General features: G+C 44.6%; 16 protein-coding genes and 1 riboswitch. Of the genes, 6 read left to right on the forward strand and 10 right to left on the reverse strand.

Going from position 1 to position 18,891, the window contains the following annotated elements; genetic code table 11:
• Positions 1-12 precede the first annotated feature (12 nt).
• The 4 genes from ACAN55_RS19225 to ACAN55_RS19240 all read right to left on the reverse strand — a co-directional run bounded on the left by ACAN55_RS19225 (position 13) and on the right by ACAN55_RS19240 (position 3,482).
• Complete coding sequence (locus tag ACAN55_RS19225) at positions 13-711, reverse strand: glycosyltransferase (RefSeq protein WP_379136530.1); 699 nt, start codon at positions 709-711, stop codon at positions 13-15.
• 22 nt (positions 712-733) lie between these two features.
• Positions 734-2,032, reverse strand: a complete 1,299-nt coding sequence (locus tag ACAN55_RS19230) for a nucleotide sugar dehydrogenase (RefSeq protein ID WP_379136533.1) — start codon at positions 2,030-2,032, stop codon at positions 734-736.
• A gap of 31 nt (positions 2,033-2,063) precedes the next feature.
• A complete protein-coding gene (locus ACAN55_RS19235; RefSeq protein WP_379136535.1) occupies positions 2,064-2,984 on the reverse strand; it encodes a glycosyltransferase in 921 nt (306 codons plus the stop codon).
• A gap of 93 nt (positions 2,985-3,077) precedes the next feature.
• Positions 3,078-3,482 carry a hypothetical protein gene (locus tag ACAN55_RS19240; protein ID WP_379136538.1) on the reverse strand — a complete coding sequence of 135 codons (405 nt, stop codon included), beginning with the start codon at positions 3,480-3,482 and terminating at the stop codon, positions 3,078-3,080.
• Positions 3,483-3,690: 208 nt separating this feature from the next.
• Between ACAN55_RS19240 and ACAN55_RS19245 the strand changes: the two genes are divergently transcribed.
• Entirely contained in the window at positions 3,691-4,029 is a 339-nt protein-coding gene (locus tag ACAN55_RS19245; RefSeq protein WP_379136582.1) for a DUF1801 domain-containing protein, read from the forward strand.
• A gap of 530 nt (positions 4,030-4,559) precedes the next feature.
• On the opposite strand, the gene ACAN55_RS19250 is transcribed toward ACAN55_RS19245, so the two are convergent.
• Positions 4,560-5,498 (reverse strand): EamA family transporter, encoded by a 939-nt coding sequence (locus tag ACAN55_RS19250; RefSeq protein WP_379136584.1) that lies wholly within the window; start codon positions 5,496-5,498, stop codon positions 4,560-4,562.
• A gap of 81 nt (positions 5,499-5,579) precedes the next feature.
• Positions 5,580-5,690, reverse strand: a riboswitch (purine riboswitch).
• A 137-nt stretch (positions 5,691-5,827) separates the two neighbouring features.
• Between ACAN55_RS19250 and ACAN55_RS19255 the strand changes: the two genes are divergently transcribed.
• Positions 5,828-6,205, forward strand: a complete 378-nt coding sequence (locus tag ACAN55_RS19255) for a PilZ domain-containing protein (RefSeq protein WP_379136541.1) — start codon at positions 5,828-5,830, stop codon at positions 6,203-6,205.
• Positions 6,206-6,320: 115 nt separating this feature from the next.
• Here ACAN55_RS19255 and ACAN55_RS19260 read toward each other — a convergent pair whose 3' ends face one another.
• Complete coding sequence (locus tag ACAN55_RS19260; protein ID WP_379136545.1) at positions 6,321-7,298, reverse strand: NAD(P)-dependent alcohol dehydrogenase; 978 nt, start codon at positions 7,296-7,298, stop codon at positions 6,321-6,323.
• A 194-nt stretch (positions 7,299-7,492) separates the two neighbouring features.
• Between ACAN55_RS19260 and ACAN55_RS19265 the strand changes: the two genes are divergently transcribed.
• Positions 7,493-7,978: a hypothetical protein gene (locus tag ACAN55_RS19265; RefSeq protein WP_379136548.1), complete on the forward strand. Its 486-nt coding sequence runs from the start codon at positions 7,493-7,495 to the stop codon at positions 7,976-7,978.
• 104 nt (positions 7,979-8,082) lie between these two features.
• Here ACAN55_RS19265 and ACAN55_RS19270 read toward each other — a convergent pair whose 3' ends face one another.
• Positions 8,083-9,780 (reverse strand): glycoside hydrolase family 13 protein, encoded by a 1,698-nt coding sequence (locus tag ACAN55_RS19270; RefSeq protein WP_379136551.1) that lies wholly within the window; start codon positions 9,778-9,780, stop codon positions 8,083-8,085.
• Positions 9,781-9,890: 110 nt separating this feature from the next.
• On the opposite strand from ACAN55_RS19270, the gene ACAN55_RS19275 reads away from it, so the two are divergent.
• Positions 9,891-10,898 (forward strand): LacI family DNA-binding transcriptional regulator, encoded by a 1,008-nt coding sequence (locus ACAN55_RS19275; RefSeq protein WP_379136554.1) that lies wholly within the window; start codon positions 9,891-9,893, stop codon positions 10,896-10,898.
• Between the two features lie 148 nt (positions 10,899-11,046).
• Here ACAN55_RS19275 and ACAN55_RS19280 read toward each other — a convergent pair whose 3' ends face one another.
• From ACAN55_RS19280 to ACAN55_RS19290, 3 genes are all read right to left on the reverse strand, one after another.
• Positions 11,047-13,590, reverse strand: coding sequence for an alpha-amylase family glycosyl hydrolase (locus tag ACAN55_RS19280; RefSeq protein ID WP_379136557.1), 2,544 nt, complete (start codon positions 13,588-13,590; stop codon positions 11,047-11,049).
• 358 nt (positions 13,591-13,948) lie between these two features.
• On the reverse strand, positions 13,949-14,881 hold the full coding sequence (locus tag ACAN55_RS19285; protein ID WP_379136560.1) for a TcaA NTF2-like domain-containing protein: 933 nt from the start codon (positions 14,879-14,881) through the stop codon (positions 13,949-13,951).
• 27 nt (positions 14,882-14,908) lie between these two features.
• Positions 14,909-16,855: a stalk domain-containing protein gene (locus tag ACAN55_RS19290; RefSeq protein ID WP_379136564.1), complete on the reverse strand. Its 1,947-nt coding sequence runs from the start codon at positions 16,853-16,855 to the stop codon at positions 14,909-14,911.
• A gap of 153 nt (positions 16,856-17,008) precedes the next feature.
• Between ACAN55_RS19290 and ACAN55_RS19295 the strand changes: the two genes are divergently transcribed.
• Positions 17,009-17,926, forward strand: a complete 918-nt coding sequence (locus ACAN55_RS19295) for an alpha/beta hydrolase (protein WP_379136566.1) — start codon at positions 17,009-17,011, stop codon at positions 17,924-17,926.
• 307 nt (positions 17,927-18,233) lie between these two features.
• The gene (locus tag ACAN55_RS19300; RefSeq protein WP_379136569.1) at positions 18,234-18,788 is read left to right on the forward strand and encodes a GNAT family N-acetyltransferase; all 555 of its coding nucleotides are present in this window, start codon (positions 18,234-18,236) and stop codon (positions 18,786-18,788) included.
• Positions 18,789-18,891: the final 103 nt, after the last annotated feature.

Here is an 18,891-nt window from a genome sequence, read left to right on the forward strand (position 1 = left end):
AGCACCTCGGGCCTAGTGTTTCTGGAATCTGCCTAAGTAATTTACAAGCACTTTGTCTATTTCGTCAGGTGTCATGCGATGATCTCCAGGAACCTTCTTTGGTGAGCTGTTCGTAGAATGAACCACATTGACCCAGTTTCTTCCCGGCAACTTTTCATTTGCGAATTTTATCACAAAACTGTGATCTCTAACCGTGTAACGCTCTCCTTTTCTATAATTATCAGCCTTATATATGAGCACATAAAATTGCGGAGAACTATATTTGGCAGGTGCCATCTCATTCCGATTCCAATCCCAATAATATCCGTTTTGATTAATTAGAGCCTCAGTATCCGGAAGATGTCGGTAGTCATGCAGCAACTGAATATACTCCTTATGCAGCAGATCGTCAGAATCTGTCCTTGTAATATACAATTCGTCATAACCCTCAATGTAAGATGAAACCACGCTGTCTATCTCTCCCACAGGCACAAAACGGATATTATCTGGCAAGTGAAGCCCTGTCTCTTCCAGAACCTCGAACAATGCATCATGCGATTTCGGATCATATTTAAGCAATGTCAGAAAATTTTGATTACTTTGCAGAAGAAGGCTTTTTAGTGTCAATTCTTTAAAAAGCCCGATTCGATGTTGAATCCAAGGTTTTGTCAACCGTTCCTTTTGAAACCCCATATTATTGAACCTGATATCGACCACTATACGTCTTTTCATATCCATTCCTCCGTTTACGAATTTATATTACGGAAGAATCGTTTGCCTTCCCGGTTCCAAGGGTGACGATTCTCGCCTTCCCGCTTAAGCCATGGATTGCATTTCTAGTATCAAAAACAAGAGGAGCATTGTTAATGACTTCCTGCAGCGGCAGCTGCTTATGATGAGTCCCAATGACAACACAGTCGGTATGAGTGAGCTGCATCCTATCTATTTCGACGGAATGTAATACTTGATCATCAACAGAAAAACTTGAGATATAAGGGTCGAAATACAAGACTTCGGCACCTTCTCTCAACAATAATCTTATGAGTTCCACCGAGCTCGATTCCCTTATATCTGCAATATTCTCTTTAAATGTCACACCGAGTACCAATATTCTCGCACCATTCAGCGAAGTCTTGTGCATGACTTCTTTCAATCTAGCAATCACATAACTTGGCATTTCCTGATTAATACGAGTGGCTATTTCTATAAAGGAACAGGAAATCCCAGTCTGCTGAAGCTTCCAGAGTAAATACAAGGGATCTACCGGAATACAGTGACCACCAATCCCAGGTCCGGGATAGAACGGAGTAAACCCGAAGGGCTTGGAGCTCGCGGCTGCCACCACTTCCCATACATTGATGTTCATCTTATCGCACAGTAACGCAAACTCATTAATAAATGAAATATTTATAAAACGAAACGTGTTCTCCAATAATTTGGTCATTTCTGCCGTATCCGGAGAGGACACTTTAACAATATTCTTGAACACATTCCCATATAGCTCTTCCGCACGCAAGAGGCATTCAGTCGTTACTCCGCTTACTACCTTCGGAATATCTTCCAAGATAAACGCTCGATTACCCGGATCAACCCGCTCAGGAGAAAATCCAATAAACAGTTCTTTACCCGTTGTTAGACCACTTTGTTCCAGCAGTGGTAACAGCACTTCCCTTGTTGTTCCGGGATAAGACGAACTCTCCAATGTAACGAACTGGCCCGATCGTAGGTATGGCCGTATCCTTTCCGCAGCTGACACCAGATAAGTCAAATCGGGCACTCTTTCTTCGGTAAGCGGAGTAGGAATACATATAATTACTGCTTCTGACACCGCAGATTCGGAAAAATCAGATGAAGGCTTCAATACATCCTGGCTGATGGCCCAATGAATCACCTCATGCGGCACATCATCAATGTAGCTTCTTCCTTCCCTTAACGACTGCAGTTTTTCTTCGTCCAAATCTATTCCTATTACTTTAAAACCGTTTCTCATAAAGGCCGCAGCCAGTGGCAAGCCTACATAGCCTAGACCAATAATCGTTATGATCCGCTTCAATTCGAGTCCCTCCCTCTCTTTCTGTCGACAGCTACACCAACTCTCGAATCATCTGCAGTAATTGCTGTACCCGGACAGCTGTCGAATGGTTCTGATGAACAAACTCATAGCCTTGTTGGGCTATTCTTAGTCTTTGCGAGTCATTATCCGGACGAAGGTAGAAGCTCACCTTTTCTTCAAAATCATGTTCGTTCACAGCTACAAAATTCTTCTCCGATTTAAAACCAAGTGCCAACAAGTCTTCATTGGAAGGAGCCAGAAGAAGAGTGTTACAAGCAGGTACCTCAAAATATTTTCGCAGCGGATACTGAAGAATCGAGTCACAAGTCAGGAATATCTTCGCTAGGTTGATCTCCTTGGCAAAGTTGTCAGCAATAGGTGAGAGTTCTGTAAAGTTGCCGTAACCAGGATGTTTGTGGTATACAAAACCTTCGCGTTTCAGATACGTATTGCGCATCAAGTAGCGGAGTGGGTATACTCTCCGGTTAATGCAGCCCATGAGGAGGAGATCAGTTACTTTCGGCAGTTTATAGTCATAAAAAACAGAAGGTTCAGCAAAGTGAGGCAACCAGCGCACTTTCCCTTTGTACTCTGGGTATTTATCTATAAAAGCCTGTCGGTAAATCGTGAAAATGACAGGTGTGGGCTTCTTAGAAAGAAACTGCCGGCGCAGATCCACTTTCCCATGAAGATCATGCATGATCATACCCCAGGGAATTTTTAAATCCTCTATGCCACCTACTTCAGGGCAATGTGTGGAATGAAACCGATCATTAAAGAGAATAAAATCTGGCGTAAAGGGTAGCAGGCGCAAAATATCGCTCATCTCTCCGGGTTGATGCCACACCTGCAAATCTGCAAATTTAGCAAGCTCCAGCTGAAAGTAATAAAAATTCCGCTCTAAATATTGACTGAAATCTTTGGTAACGAACAAAATTTTCAACCGTTTCATCCTGCGATACCCCCTTACAACTAGTTTGATTTAATCCAATAAGGAGAGCCTGTTAGGCGAGTTCCCTATCAGGCTTCGATCCATAATCTGTTGTTATTTTGACGCCATACCTGTGAGTGCCTCTGGACCGTTTCGAATCGTTGTGGATACACCAGATATATAAGATGTATATATTGTTTCTGGAGCTGCAGGGGCAAGTATATCTGCTGCAGTAATAGAATTGACTTGATTGAATCCGGTTTTAGTTACTTCCAGATCGACAGAATGAATAACGTTTGCCTGAGAAAATGTGGGGCCTCGGACGATATCGATTGTAAAAACATCACCTTCCTCGCCAAGTACACCAACACTTACTTGCAAAAGCACAATCGGATTAGCAAGGTTCTGCGTCTGCAGCCCGATAATACCGAATATTTCTGGTGAAGGTGATAAAGGAGTTTGCGGAAATCCAACTATGTTAGAATTCACTGAAGATCTGGCGTCCAAAAAATTAGACATTAAGAATCACCTCCTCCTCATTTGCTATTACGATATGCAGTATAATTCACTATGGTATAGTTGTGTTCCCTACTACATATCAAAAAGTAGGAGCGTCTCTCTATTGTCATAGCCGTTACCCTTAAAACCGAATATCCATTTACAGGAATATTCCCTGTGTGATATGTTTTTCATAGACAAATATCTCGAATGGAGTTGATAGGAAATGATGAACGAAGAGGTAACCAGCTATATCGAGAAACTAGGAGCAGCATGGCAAATTGAACTCTCAAAGCGACTGAGAGAGATGGTTCACCAGACTATCACATCGGTTGAAGAGCGGATTCAATATAAAAAGCCCCATTTTCTGAAAAACGGTCACTATGCTGCGGTGATTTCACCTTCAAAGGATGCCATAACCTTCATGATCATGAACACAGCGGGTATGGAATTCCCAAAAGGCTACGATGGTCCGCCGGAACGCAAATGGATCAAAATTAAGGAGGGAATTACTCCAGACTACACCTTGATTTCCTCTCTGCTTGCGCAGGCCTCCCAAACACTTTAATGAAGAGAACGGAGGCAGAGCATTTTGGCAAATGGTAGGGCCCAAACAATCCCCAAAGCATTCCTCCGGCTCGCAGAGCCTAGGTAATATATAAGATGAATCTAAGAAAGGAAAACCACCTCCTAATTGTTTCGGGGTGGTTTTTGCTCATCTTATTGTGGCGGAAACAGTAAAAATTACTGACCTTTACCCTATGATCCTCTTGATACCTGTCTCATAGAATGGGTACATGTCATCAAGTTGCATAATATGCGTTTGAATCGGCACACCATACATTAATGCATATAATTGACTTACTAATTCATCATACTGAGAAGGATGAATCGTTACTATAGTATTGAATAAGGGATAACATGATTTTTTTACCGGGAACCGTATCATCACAAATCGATTGAAAGACTTTGTACAATCCGGTTTCACCCTGATACCTTCGGCGGTGGATATCAAAACTTCGATCATAAAGCCACTTGCATATAAAGTAATCTAACACCTGTTCCTTATAGCTAAAGTTTAAGGAATTCCAATATGAATTATGAAGTTATTGTCTGAGCTTTCCCCCAACGTAATTTAAACAGCTCAGGTATCACGACTCCCAGCAGCACCAATACAACCCCAATCCATTGTAATCCACTCACCTGCTCATGAAGCACAAACGAGGATAACAATACGGCAACCGGCAACTCGGCAGCACCAAGAATTCCCGCCATGCCGCCTCCAATATGAGGGACTCCAATCGCAAACAGCACAGGTGGAATAAATGCACCGAACAAACCCAGCAAGAAACCAAACAACAGCAGCTGTCCCCATAGTAAGCCGTTAAACAGGAAATATGGTGGAAATAAAATGAATAACAATAACATGCCGCCGGTAACCATCCATGCACTCCGGTACACCGGATGTACGGAAGGAACGGCTTTACCGCTGAATATAATGAACAAGGAATAACTTATTGCAGACATAAAGCCTAAAGTAAGACCTAAAACATTGAAATGAGATGCATCCTGATCCATAATCCCTGCCGCCAGCAGCGTTCCTCCGAACAACAGCAGCAGCGTGAACAGTGTTACCTTGTCTGGCCATTGACGTTTACTGACTGCCTGAATCAGCACGCTAATCCAAGTAAATTGAAACAATAATATGATCGCGAGTGAAGCCGGAATAAAACGAAGGGAATGATAATACAACAAACCCGTTACTACCGTTGGAGCACCAGCCAACATAAGCAACAGTCTGTTTTTCCAGGATAATCCTGTGCTGATCACAACACTCGCTGGACCTTGCATACGTTGTTTACGCTTCTCTCTAACCTTAGTATATAGAGCCAATAACCAGGCAAGTATACATCCCGTCATCAGCTGTGTGCCCACAACCTCGCCAAGCTGATACCCATCTGCATAAGCCAGAACAACAATCGTAGACAATATACCGTAGCTCATCGCCCCCGCTAACACGGATATTAAATATTTCATATCTTTCATATTTTTGGACCTCCAGATATTATTAAATGTTCGCATGACGCAAATAAACCTAACTCCGGGATAAGGGAAATGGATCATTTTCCTTATCATCGTAGTTAGGAAGAGTAGGCTTCCTGTAGAAACCTCCGCCCTTCTAGCCTTTATTGGATGCGGAGTTATACGAGAACGATATTCATTTAGATACATGACGACCTTTAATATGCTACTTGGAAAGTAAGTTGATGTCAACAGTCTAATCCAATGTGTCCCGGCACTTCACTAATCCAGCTTTCATGTCGATAAATATAAAATAGTCTACATGGAAAAGTATGGAGGAGCATATGAACACGAATCGCAGAACTGAACCTTTTCGATATACCCTTAAAGAACCTGCTTCGCTTGATCTTCATATCCTTACTATTAACGGGATTCCGGTCCCCCGTAAGCCTGTAAGTGCTGTACTGTTTGATATTAGTCGTTCGGGTTGCCGTTTATCGTTCCCGCTGAACGTCGATCCTGATAAAAACCTGGTACGTGTTGGCATGGAGATGGATCTTACCGAAGACTCTATGTATTTAGAAGGAACGTTGAAATGGAGCAAGGAACTGCAGGACAGTTACCACTATGGAATTAAATTGGACATTTCTGAAACGGATGGCGATCGTCTGCCCAAAGTGCTGCGCAGGCTGGCTGGTGAAGGCAAAATATTAGTCCGTTGAGATATCAAAAAAGAAGCTGTCATTAAAAACAAAAATCCACTCCGTGAAGATTTATGAGTATAAGGACTATGACAGGCTTAAGTCAGCCCGCTCTATAGTCCTTTTTTGATTTGATTTACAAGACTTTAGCAGTAAAACTGATTACAACATTCCCCTTCTTATGGCCTTTCTCCACATACCTGTGAGCCTCAGCGATCTGTTCAAGCGCATAACATCTGTCTATAACGGGTTTAATCTTCTCTTCCTCGGCAAGCTTCTTAAGAAATTGAAGGTTTTCTTTGTTCTGCTGCAAGCCAGCCGCCACGAACTTCACTTTTGTACCTTTGCTCTTTGAAGTCCATATCATCTGGAGCATGGCGCTTAATGTAGGAACAGTGGTTAAATAGACCCCTTTGGCAGAAAGTGATCTTTTACACCGGGAATATGAACTCTTACCTACCGCGTCAAAAATAACATCATACCTCTGACCGCTTGCGTTAAAATCTTCCAGGTTATAGTCAACGACCTTATCAGCACCAAGCGATTTAACGAAAGCTCCATTCGCCTTGCTGCATACCCCTGTAACCTCTGCTCCAAAAATTTTGGCCAGCTGTACTGCATATGCACCTACCGCCCCCGAAGAGCCATTGATCAGAATCTTGTGTCCCCGCTGAATCTTTGCGACATCCCTCAGGAACGTAAGCGCTGTTAATGCCCCATCGCAGATGGCAACGGCTTCCTCATTACTCATATTAACGGGCTTTAGCGTAATCGGCTGAGTCTCAGGCAGACATTTGTACTCGGCATATGTGCCAAAGCTGCGTGGACTGATTCCATAAACCTGATCTCCCACTTTAAATAGCTGTACATCTTTGCCAATGGACTCGACTTCTCCAGACAGCTCTACGCCTAAAACCGGATATTTCGGTCTGCGGAGTCCATAAAGAAATCTAATCATAAAAGGGTTGGCCTTCCGGAATGCACAATCGGATGGAGTTATCGATGCTGCCTGTATTCGTACTCTGATTTCATTATCCTTGGGAACAGGCTTAGGCCTTTCTTGTAGCTGAAGAACTTCAGGTCCACCATATCTCGTGCACACCATTGCTTTCATCCGTATTCCTCCAGGTTGTGATCAAATATAAATATAGTCATGAATATGAAGAAGTAAATAATTATATACATAATGTATTATAAACTATACATGGTGTCAATTGTTCTTTACATTCTTCTGCAAAAATAATAATGGCCGTTTGAGGATGAGGGAAATAAAGGATACTTGACCGTATTGAGCACACAACAATAGAGATGGAACGTCAGTCAGATAATACATGGATGATTCATACCCTTGAGGCCGAGAAGGAATATCCTGAATTTAAAACACTTGCGCAAAAAGAAGCGGCCGTACCTGAGGCCGACAAGACAGCCATTATCACTCTGCTCGAGACAGACATAAAAGCACGGAACGAGAAGAATGCCGAGCTCTTATCCACTCTGCTTAATCCAGCTTCCCTGGCTGATTACGGATTCACAAGCAAAGAGGAACTCCGCAGTTATTACGAGTTCTTTTTCCAGCAACAAAAAATTCAGTATACTATGGAGAAACCGGTAATCATAACTTATGAGGCTAACAAAGCCACCGTCTATTTTAACCGGACGATTCTAGAAGCTGGAAACCCCGATTCCCGCAGACTTCAAGTGGTCAGCCTTGTGACTGTAGTCAAAGGTTCGGATGGTGGGTGGTATCTGAATCCTCTGGCGGAAATCTCCCTTCACAGTGAGTTATTTGAATAATCCGACTTCACAAATCGATGAGTAACGTCAAAAAGGAAGGACACGGGTGCAAGCCCCTACGTCCTTCCTTTTCTTTGAGATAACACTCTAAATTCGAGTGTTATCTACTCCAGCATTAAACACCCGAACGGCTCAATTGTAATCCGAATGGCCCCTCCCCCGATTACAGCCTCTCCAGATAGAACTTCTATCAAATTGGCTTTATCCTGACGGAATGCAGGCAGTTCTAGCTCATACCGGTTCGGAGAGTTATTGATTACCATCCCTACAACGTCTCTCCCGCTTCTTCGGGTATAACCAAGAAGGTTACGAGGCTCATCCATGAACCAGTTGCGGTATGTACCTTCCGTCAGCGCCTTCCGGCTTTTTCTAGATGATATTAGTGTCCGGTACCATTCCAGCATTTCACTGGACTGCTCTTTACTCTCCCAGATCATTGGCCGTCGGCAGTCCGGATCTGTCTTCCCTTCCATGCCTACTTCATCACCATAATATATCATAGGTATCCCTAGGTAAGTCATTTGAAAAAATACCGCCAGCTTCAATCTCGCTTTCGCTGTTGCCTCTTTATCCCATCCTCTTCCTCTGCCGCATGCTGTCAGAAAACGTTCGGTGTCATGGCTGCCGATCAATTGAAACATGGCTAAATTCGCCTGATCATTATATAAAGCCTCCAAGTGGAGAAGTTGCTCCATGAATCCGCGTGGGCCCACAGTCTGTTCTGCGAAAAATGACAACATTGCATCACGCAGCAGATAATTCATCGCACCATCGAACATGTCCCCCCGGAGCCATTGGCCCGAAGCATGCATAACCTCTCCAATCAGCAGCAGCTCAGGATTCAATGCTTTCAGTTCATCTCTCACTCTGCGCCAGAAGGAAGGACTAACCTCATTGGAGACGTCGAACCTCCAGCCATCGATACCTGCCTCTTTGACCCAGTATTTAGCAACATCAATCATATATTCAGCAGCAGCCGGATGATCCAGATTCAGCTTAGGCATATATGCCAGATGGGTTCCGAAGGTTTCGTAGTTGGGTACCGGAGACTGGACCACAGGGAAAGAATCAATGTGAAACCACTTCGTATAAGATGAAGCCTCACCCTTCTCCATGACATCTTGGAAGGCAAAAAACTTGTCGCCGGAATGATTGAACACTGCATCCAGAATCACGCGGATTCCATTCCGGTGGGCAACCTGCACCAGTTCTTTCAAGTCTTCCATGCTTCCAAAATTCTCATCGATCATGTAATAATCGGTAGTATCATATTTGTGGGCAGACGGTGAGTCAAAGATTGGCGTCATATACACCAGATTTACGCCGAGCTCCCGTAAATAATACAAGCGTTCGGTTATTCCCTTCAATCCGTCTGGATGAAAGGAACTTGGGAATATTTGATACACGATAGATCCCTTTGTCCAGGAAGGAAACTCAAAAGCTCGTGGACGATGAATGTAAGGAATCTGGAATGAACCTGCCCTTTCTCGATTCTCAGAGATTCCTCTCTCCCCATACCAGGCATACATTCCTCCAGGATTCTCGGCGTAAAACAGGTATCTGCTGCGCCGCATTGGCGCCTCAATGACTGCTTCATAAATCTCATAAGCACCGGCAGAGCCTACCCGTTCCATAGTAACTGGGCGTTCACGACCGGGAGGCTCATACCGGTCACTGCTTACTACACTACAGGCAAGATCAAGCCCGGCGGGGACAAACAACCGCACTTTAAGAAGGTTTAATGTAACCGGGTATATAAACGGATCTTCACTGAGATGATGAAAAAACCAGGGATGGGACATGTTATTCTGCACTCCTTTTTTAAGTAAACCTCTTTAATGGATAGTAAAGTCAAGATTGCTCACGAATTGTGATATTATGGATGATAATAGAACCCGGGGAGGAGCCTCTTATGAAAATTACCATAGAGGATGTTGCCAGAGCCGCCAATGTAGCCAAATCTACTGTATCCAAAGTCATTAACGACTCTCCCAAAATATCGGTAGAAACCAAACTTAAAGTTCGCCGGATTATGAGTGAGATGAATTATATCCCTAATGACATCGCCACCAGACTTGCCAAGCAGAGCAGCCGTAACATCGGGCTCTTGATCGATATGTCCAAGAAGGATGAGTTTCTAAATCAATTCTTCTACAATATTATAGGCGGCATTGAAGCTGTGCTCGCTCCGCTCGGATATGAGCTGACGATCTCCAATGTTCAAAGTGGTTCCCCCGATTTCATGAACAGATTAGTACTAAGCAAAAGGGTTGACGGGCTAATTGCCAACAGTTCCGTACTGAGCGCCGAACTGGCCGAAGAACTGAACCGTCATCAGATTCCATACATATCGGTTGGGGAAATCCCTGCCCCTGCAAACTGGGTAGACTTTGACAATGAGTTGGGCGGTGAAATGCTGACACAACATCTGCTGAGCCAGGGATATCACCGTATCGCTTTTATTGGTGGTAAAGCTGAAGAAAGTATCTTTCTAAGGCGGATCGCCGGTTACAGAACTGTACTCCAAAGGAGCGGTGCATTAATTCGTCCAGAGTGGACAGTGAATGGTACTGCTGACGAGCACACGGGATATCAGGCGGCAATAAGCCTGCTTCAAGGAGAAGACCAGCCTGACGCCATGGTGTGCATGAGCAACTTCACAGCCTTTGGTGTTTTGCAGGCTGCCAGGGAACTGCAAGTAGACATTCCTGGAGAGCTCGGAGTGGCCGCCTTCGACGATTATCCGTTATCACCGTATACTTCACCTCCTCTTACATCACTAAATATTGATACCTTCAAGCTTGGAACAGCTGCCGGGGAAAGGTTGATGGAGCAGATGGAAGCTGAATCACAGGAATCCAGGCATCTGCTGCTGGAGCCTGAGTTGATTACACGTGAATCCACCTGTAGACATACATAGTTTCAGGATATACTGTAGAAGACATGAGTTATGCAATATCGATACCTCACTTGAATGAGCAACAATTAACCAATGAAGCCCCCTATACCAAAGAGCGGTCCCGTAATCGGGAATCCGCTCTTTGCCTTTTATCCTGCTGAAACCGGGTCTATTGATCCTTCCAGCGCTGAACAGTCAGGGTAACCAGCTGTACACCTCCAGTTGGAGTCAACGTACGGTTGGCGATATCGGTGCCGTTCGAATTGACCTCAACCGTTGTCCACGATCCGCGTGTTAACTTATACTGCACGGCTGTTCCTGCCGGCAGACTGAGTGTAATCGAATATTTGCCGTCGGTTCCTTTGGTTAACTGGTAAGCCGGATCGGCTGCATTCCAGCTGTTAAATGTTCCGGATACATACACAGGGCCAGTTGATGGGGTTGAAGCCGGCACCGTAACTTGTAGTGTTACACCATCGGGCTGCGGCTCACCGGAAGTAATTACCCCACCCGTCAGGCTCCAGGTTCCGGAAGCAAAATGATAATTCTGCGTACCGTTGTTGTCCCATGTACCGCTGCCGTTATTGAATGCGGCCGTCAGTCCTGCAGCACCATTCAGCGGAATAGTAATCGATTTATAGCCTGTGAACGATGAGGACGTCATCTGAACGCCAGGAGCAGTCGTCCAAGTTGTAGCGTTATCCAGCTTGTAATGAATATAGGAATTGGCATAGGCCGTATTCTTATAATAGATAGTTGCCGTCCCCCCTCCGCTTGGCAAGGTTAGAACGGCAAGCGCTGCACTGGCTGCCGACAAATTAGCTGCTGCGTCGTACGCTTTTACCGTATAACTGTAGTTCGTTGAAGGTGTTAAACCGGTATCCGTATAAGAAGTTGTGGCTGAAGTACCTACTTTGACATCATTACGGTAAATTTCATAACCGGTAACCCCCACAGTGTCTGTAGAAGCCGTCCAGCTCAGACTGGCGCTTGTCGAACCTACAGATGTTGCAGTAACATTCGTTGGAACCGTAGGTGGTACTGTATCCGGCGCTGAAATGTTTTTGGCGTAGACCTTGGAGACATTCGCACCTACGCTGACACTGATCTGTTTGCCGGTGGTTCCTCCCGATTGAACGGTAATCGTATCAGAAGGATTAAGCTGATTGACCAGTACAGTGCCGACTGTTAAGCTGCTCTCAGCACGTAATGGAATCGTAACTGCCTGCGTTCCGCTTGTGGCGTTACTGAATACGGAAATGACCTCCTGACCGGCATTTGTTCCGCTGTCTACGCGGCGGGAGAAGGCGTACAGGTTCTGCGCGGACCACATCTCACGCTGAGTTCCGCTCCGGAGAGCCTGATACTGCTGGCGAAGCTGGTTCAGCTTGGCAACATATTGATACGTATTGGTACTGGTATTGAAATAATCCTGAACGACGTTGCCGTTGGCATCCCTTTTCACCATAGACCAGCGGTTCCAGGTATCTGAAATTCCACCGCTGATAATTTGACCATTGCCATTACCTTTATTCTGCTCTGTCCCCTGGAAGACGACCGGTGTTCCACGAACCGTGAACAGGAATGTCAGAGCATTCTGCAATTTGGCAACACTTCCGCCTGCTTCCGTCAGGAAACGGTTGCGGTCATGGTTATCAATAAACGTAACCATATGATTAGCATTTCCGTTGTATAGTGAATCCTGGGCCAGTGTGCTTTTGACTGTGGAATCAAAGGATTGTCCATAAGCAAAGCTGTTCAGAATCGAGAAGAACATCGGGAAGTCCAGCATTCCCCACTCTTTGTCAGCCCCAACCCAACGGGATACGAACTCTGCATTGCCGTCAAAATTCTCCCCGAACGTGTTAACGCCAAGATAATCTTCAAGCGCACCGGCATCACTCGGTTTAATCAGCTTGGCGGCATCTACTCTCGCACCGTCAGCTCCGGTATAGGTGAACCATCCCTTTATGGAATCGAATATCGCCTGCTTCGCGGCAGGGACATCGAAGTCGATATCGTCAAGACCCGCCAAATCATGATTTTCAATATAATCCTGTGCCCATTGGTCATATCTGCCGTCTACCAGCGTCCAGTTAATATCTCCATTGTGGTGATACCAGGCCGGATTGTTGAACGGAGCAGCGGGCTGCAGGGAAGCAATATCATAAAATGCCTGCGTGTTCAGCATGTAATCACCGATATGGTTGGGAACCACATCAATGATTACTTTAATGCCCTGTGCATGGGCTGCATCTACAAGCTCTTTCAGTTTTTCTTTTGTTCCGAAATAAGGATTAGCTTTGTTCGGATCCTTCACGTTGTATCCATGGTAAGCTGTATTTCTTCCTGATCCATTATTGTCGCGGCTTGTAAGCTGAGGTTCAGCAACCGGAGAGATCCAGATGGCTGTATACCCCATGCCTTTAATATATGGCAGCTTATTAATAACTCCCTGCCAGTCACCGCCCTTCATATAGCGGAAATCCTCTTCTGAATCCTCCGCATAGCGGATGGCGGATCCGGTAGCATTGTTAGTCGTATCCCCGTCAGAGAACCGGTCGACCATAATTTGATAAATACTGTCGTTCTCGGTAACTGTACCGATACTGGCGGCAGACACTGTGGAAGGTGCAACAACAAACAGACTGATAAACGGGCTAAACAGCAGGGTCACAATCAAAAAGGGCACAAACCAAATCTTGCGTTTCATTTATCCTCTCCCTTTCATATTGAAGCGTTTTCACTTCTTGAAACATTTGCTCTCCGTAAAATCGAATGCTGTCTTGGCTTCAACGTTCTGAGACATAGGGCGTTTGTAGCGTGGAGATTGCAATTAATCGGCAAATCATTGGGAAACCGGTTTCCTTCTAGAAATTACCATGTTGTTTTTCAATTGTCAATCTCTCTTTTAAAAAAGGACAATCCCCACAACAAATCACTGCTTCCGGGACAGTCCTTGTTCCAAATACTGTTGAAGTAATAAATATAAAGAATAAAGCGTTCCTTTCTGTCAATCCTTTTTATATAATTGAACGCGAAAAAAAGGGAGCCTTAGGCTCCCTTTTCAGTTAACGGCTAATCTCCTCAAAGCTCTTTATTACAGCATATCCGCTAAAATGGTACCGGATTTCGTCGAGTTCAAATTGATATGTCCGCTTCACTTCCTGCGGCTTCCCGTTGAAGTCAACATAAGATATGCTTAACTGGATCTTAGAGACATACGGATCCCAGCTTTGATCCAGAACTTCTCCTTCTACGGTGAAATTATGTCCTAAGCTCACAAGGTCAACTGCTAACTGCTTGTGCTGTTCCAAAACACTCTCATCCGCTGATATTTCTCGAAGATCCGTAACATCCAATGTATTAAGGCATTCCGCCAGAATCGCTGGATAAGATCCCATCAACTCATCAACATAAAATCCGTCACCCTTCACGGCACCCTCACGCCTCTCCATATCCTCAGCGAAGTTAGGCCATTCCTTGATACGACTTAAGGTAAAGCTGTCTCCACTATTCTTTACTGTATATATCCAGTGAAATTCTTTAGTGGAAGCGGCTTTATCAGGATAATGGATTTCTATGACCTCTGTCATTTCCACGTCGTATTCGTCATCTTTATCCGTGTCAGAATATCCATACATTTCAGATCTTATTAGCTTTTCAGTGATCCCCCGGCTCGACAGATTACCCACCAGTTTGCTTTGTTCATCGTAAAGTTCGCTTCCTACGGTTAGTTCCGGCTTAACGATGGAGAAGTCACCTTTGTTTATAGCCAGTGTAAGATGCTGGAGATAATCATGCATCAGCTTTTCGATATTGTCCCACGAATGATCCGGTTCCTGCTCCGTAAATATAATATCGCTTACCGGTCTATTTTCTTTGCCCTGTTCATTGATTGGCGCGGGGCTTGGCTCATTGCTTACCTCCGCTTTCTTACTGCATCCTGCCAGCATTATCAACAGAAGGAGCATGATAAAACACTTCATATATCTGTATTTCACGATTGACCTCCTGTTTAGAAATTGATCCTAGTTCGTATAGATCATGGAGACCAAACCATTGGTAAACGTAACATAATTGAAATTGCCGAAGGACCAGGTCTCCACTTTAACGCCTCCACCAGTTAAGGTCGCAATATCACTTGGTTTACCCCAGCTTAATTCGACCTGCTGTTTCGTCATGCCTACGGAAATCTTACCGGCCTTGATCTTGGCCCACATCGAGCTGGAGAATTTATAAAGCTTGGTTGGATCTGAAGTGAAAAAGCAATCTTTAGAACTAAGGACATCAACCACAGATGAAGCTGTCATGTCATAGGAATTAATGATTTTACCCGATGAGAGCTTAAAGGAAATCACAAAATAACCCTTGTAATCCGGAATGATATCAGCAATAGTGACCTTCTGGAAACGGTAATCGGAATCAAAATTGTTAATCCAGTAGGTTTTACCGATAAGCTTTGACAGATTGCCTTGCGCTTTCTTCTTGATAATCAGGTCGGTCTGTTTCGTCTGAATCTCAAGCTCTGCTGCACCGAACTGGATCGTCATTACCTGATAAGTCCCGTCCCAGACCAACTCTGCACCCAGACCTGTTTTCATCAACGTAGCGGGGAACACAATGGCCCCGTCCACATTCTGCACGACGGCTGGCATTTTAATCTTGTTGCCATCCACTATAGCCGTATCGCTTCCCGTCTGCAGTTGAATCTTATGCTCTTGTAATTGGATGCTGAAGATTTTTGTTGCTGTATTGTATTGGACCGTACCACCCATCTGTTCGAAGACCGATTTTACCGGAATAAACATAGTTCCCTTAATAAAAGCTCCATTACCAATGGCATATTTCGAAGTAATGGTTACGGTCAATGTTTTGGAGAAACTGCCTGAAGTTACAGTTACCTTTGTTGTTCCTACGGCCATCGCCTTCAAGGTGCCATCAGCCTGCTTCTGCAGCAGAGTAGGCTTCTCGATAACCATATTTGCTTGCGAGAGGGGAATACGTTTAATATCGCCCCGGTCCCATTTCTCATTAATCTGCACACCAACACTGTCACCGACTGTAAATTCCGTGGAATCCATGGTGAACGTCAGATCATTAAGTCCTGGAAGCAAGATTTTTTTGGACACTCCGTTCGATGAAGAGTATTCCAGCATACTTCCATCTTGAGTTGTTAATATAAGATAATATGAGTAAGTCACAAGATCAGTAACTCCGGTCAGATTTGGAAACTTGTTGATCAGCTTAGCATCACTGAAAGAACCAGAATAGTCCGTTGACCATACGGTACCGTCCTTTAATAGAACAGTAACTGTTCCGATACTACCAAATAAGGCCGCAGCTCCATCCTCAGACAAAACAATCGGTATGTACTTCGTAAGATCTTTCTCATCAAAATTAAACTTCTTATACAATAGGACTTTGCCTGAGCTTAGAACAACCAGGATTTTGTCCACCGAGTAGGAAGAACCATAGGCTTCGATAGAGACTACTTCGGATGCTGAACTGAATTGTGCCACCTTTTTGCCGAATCCTGTGCTTGCCTTCAGCTCGCCTGACCGGGATAAAGTAACTATACTGTTGCCGGAGCCACCGATCATCGCAATATCGCTGTATTCGGTCAGTTGCTTGCCGGCTATGGTCCATACGGTACCGTCTGACTTCAAGAAATTGGACCCGGACACCTGAACCACACCGGTTTTATCCTGTACTACCTTGGGAGCATCGGAGCCATAAAGCTGGATGAGACTGCCATCCTTACTGACACCATATCCATTCTCCAGCTCAATCAGATTATAATTAAAATTCTGAAATCCCGAGTCGTCTGGAGTGTCTACCCACACTGTACCATCACTTAGCAACATATTGCCCTTATCATAATCGACGATATTTTTCCCATCTGCATGAGCGTGTTTGACCGGCCCCATCACTGAGATTGCGAGTACAGCGGTCAATGCCCATTTGAAAGCTTTCATTTACCAATTTCCCCCTTATATATAATCCTCAACAAATGTATCATATCTCCGTTGAATTTGGATAGAAATTGCCGAAAAAGTCATTGGATTGAAACTTTAATAAGATAAAATTAGAAAGAGATCTATATGTGAAGATACGGGGGGGACTTTATCTTGAGAAAAAGTATACCTATCGCTGCCGGTTTGCTGCTTATGAGTTTATTATCAGCAGGGTGCACCCAAGAGGAACGTAATGTTGAACCGAATCCGACCGTCATGCCAGAGACCCGTCAGAATGCAGCAAAAAACGATCAAGAGACCATTGAAGCCGTCTCCACTTCGCCAAACGTTCAGAAGATTACTTTTCATAGTGAATCGCTGAATAGAGAAATGCACTTCAATATTTATCTGCCGATTGGATATGATGAATCTCAGAAATACCCGGTTCTCTATATGTATCATGGATACGGAAGCAATGAGGACGCATGGATGCCTGATCTCGGAATAGACCAAGCGGCTGATGAACTGCTGACTGAGGGCAAGGTCAACCCCCTCATTATCGTTTCTCCGGAAATCAATAACAGCTATGGGTTCAATTCTTCTTCGGAAGGCAATTACAGTGATTATATTATTAAGGACATCATCAAGTATGTGGATAGTCATTTCAGCACAGATGCAAGGAGAGAAAGCCGGTATATCGGAGGGTTGTCAATGGGGGGCTGGGCTGCGCTGTATAATGCTTTCGCTCATCCTGAGTTGTTCAGTAAAGTGGGTGGTCATAGCCCTGCCGTGTGGATGAATAACTGGTCGGATACGGGTGGCTTGAAAGACTGGATTTATCCTACAGAAGAGATTAGAAAGCAAAGAGATCCCCTATTGCTTGCAGAAACGGCTGATCTTCAGGAGCTTGCCGTATATTTGGACTGCGGTGATGAAGACGGTTATAAATTTTACGAAGGCTCCGAGGCGCTCTATAAGAAGCTGAGCATTCATAACGTTAAGGCTGAATACCATTTATCCAAAGGCGGACATGACGGGGAATACTGGAAGTCCCATATGAGAGACTACTTACTCTTCTACTCCGGGAACTAACTTATTTCACGAGATCCAAAAGATTCGTATGATCACTACTTTCAAGAAGTTCAATATCTTGCCGGGTAACTATATAGGTATCTGTTCCGACTAATTAATTATCATTCACACCTGCATGACTTCATTCGGACGATAAAAAATACTTTACTCTCACAAAGAATAACGTTTTGTTTCCCTTGTTGTTGCACAACCGCTTTGAAACCTGTGATAAGATAAACCTAACTTATTTAAAAGGAGAATGCCAATGGACACGAGTCTGCGCAATCATAAAGAGGTGAGCAAATAATAAATTTTAAGGAGCGCTTACATGACTACTACCCTTACTAATCTTTTTCGAGGACAATTATTAAGATTCACAGCTTCATACCCTGGTGACGCAGAACAGATGTCCCGTTTCAGTGAAAATTTCGATTATCTGGCCAACCTGGATACTGATTATGCCGTTCCGCAAGCGGTCCATGCGTTCAAGGAAACAGAAAGCCGAAACCCAAGCGGAGTAGAATTTATGCTGCGGCCGCTGGATAATGACAAGTTAATCGGTTTTGTCGCCCTCTTCCGGATTGAATGGAACAATCAGGCCGCACGTCTTGCTATTGGCATCGGTGACCCGGACAATCGGGGCAAAGGGTACGGCGCCGACGCCTTGCAAATGATTCTCCGTTACGGGTTTATGGAACTGAACCTGCACCGCATCGGTCTGGATGTCATCGAATATAATGACCGGGCAATCCGTGCGTACATGAAAGCGGGCTTTGTTGAAGAAGGCCGTATGCGGGCGTCAGTGAAGCGGGGCGGTACCTATTATGACCGGATTATTATGAGTGTGCTGAAGGACGAGTGGCAGATTCACAATAACAATTAGTCTTTTCCTAATAAAGCCATAATCGAGTAGGAGGGGGCGGCGAGCCCCCGACCTCTCACACCACCGTACGTACCGTTCGGTATACGGCGGTTCATGGAATATT

It is taken from the genome of Paenibacillus oryziterrae (assembly GCF_042610485.1).
Lineage (GTDB): Bacteria > Bacillota > Bacilli > Paenibacillales > Paenibacillaceae > Paenibacillus_AQ.

Coding starts and splice junctions, on each gene's coding strand:
- ACAN55_RS19225 (WP_379136530.1), bottom strand. CDS start 711: ATGAAAAGACGTATAGTGGTCGATATCAGGTTCAATAATATGGGGTTT.
- ACAN55_RS19235 (WP_379136535.1), bottom strand. CDS start 2,984: ATGAAACGGTTGAAAATTTTGTTCGTTACCAAAGATTTCAGTCAATAT.
- ACAN55_RS19240 (WP_379136538.1), bottom strand. CDS start 3,482: ATGTCTAATTTTTTGGACGCCAGATCTTCAGTGAATTCTAACATAGTT.
- ACAN55_RS19245 (WP_379136582.1), top strand. CDS start 3,691: ATGAACGAAGAGGTAACCAGCTATATCGAGAAACTAGGAGCAGCATGG.
- ACAN55_RS19250 (WP_379136584.1), bottom strand. CDS start 5,498: ATGAAATATTTAATATCCGTGTTAGCGGGGGCGATGAGCTACGGTATA.
- ACAN55_RS19255 (WP_379136541.1), top strand. CDS start 5,828: ATGAACACGAATCGCAGAACTGAACCTTTTCGATATACCCTTAAAGAA.
- ACAN55_RS19260 (WP_379136545.1), bottom strand. CDS start 7,298: ATGAAAGCAATGGTGTGCACGAGATATGGTGGACCTGAAGTTCTTCAG.
- ACAN55_RS19265 (WP_379136548.1), top strand. CDS start 7,493: ATGGAACGTCAGTCAGATAATACATGGATGATTCATACCCTTGAGGCC.
- ACAN55_RS19270 (WP_379136551.1), bottom strand. CDS start 9,780: ATGTCCCATCCCTGGTTTTTTCATCATCTCAGTGAAGATCCGTTTATA.
- ACAN55_RS19275 (WP_379136554.1), top strand. CDS start 9,891: ATGAAAATTACCATAGAGGATGTTGCCAGAGCCGCCAATGTAGCCAAA.
- ACAN55_RS19280 (WP_379136557.1), bottom strand. CDS start 13,590: ATGAAACGCAAGATTTGGTTTGTGCCCTTTTTGATTGTGACCCTGCTG.
- ACAN55_RS19290 (WP_379136564.1), bottom strand. CDS start 16,855: ATGAAAGCTTTCAAATGGGCATTGACCGCTGTACTCGCAATCTCAGTG.
- ACAN55_RS19300 (WP_379136569.1), top strand. CDS start 18,234: ATGACTACTACCCTTACTAATCTTTTTCGAGGACAATTATTAAGATTC.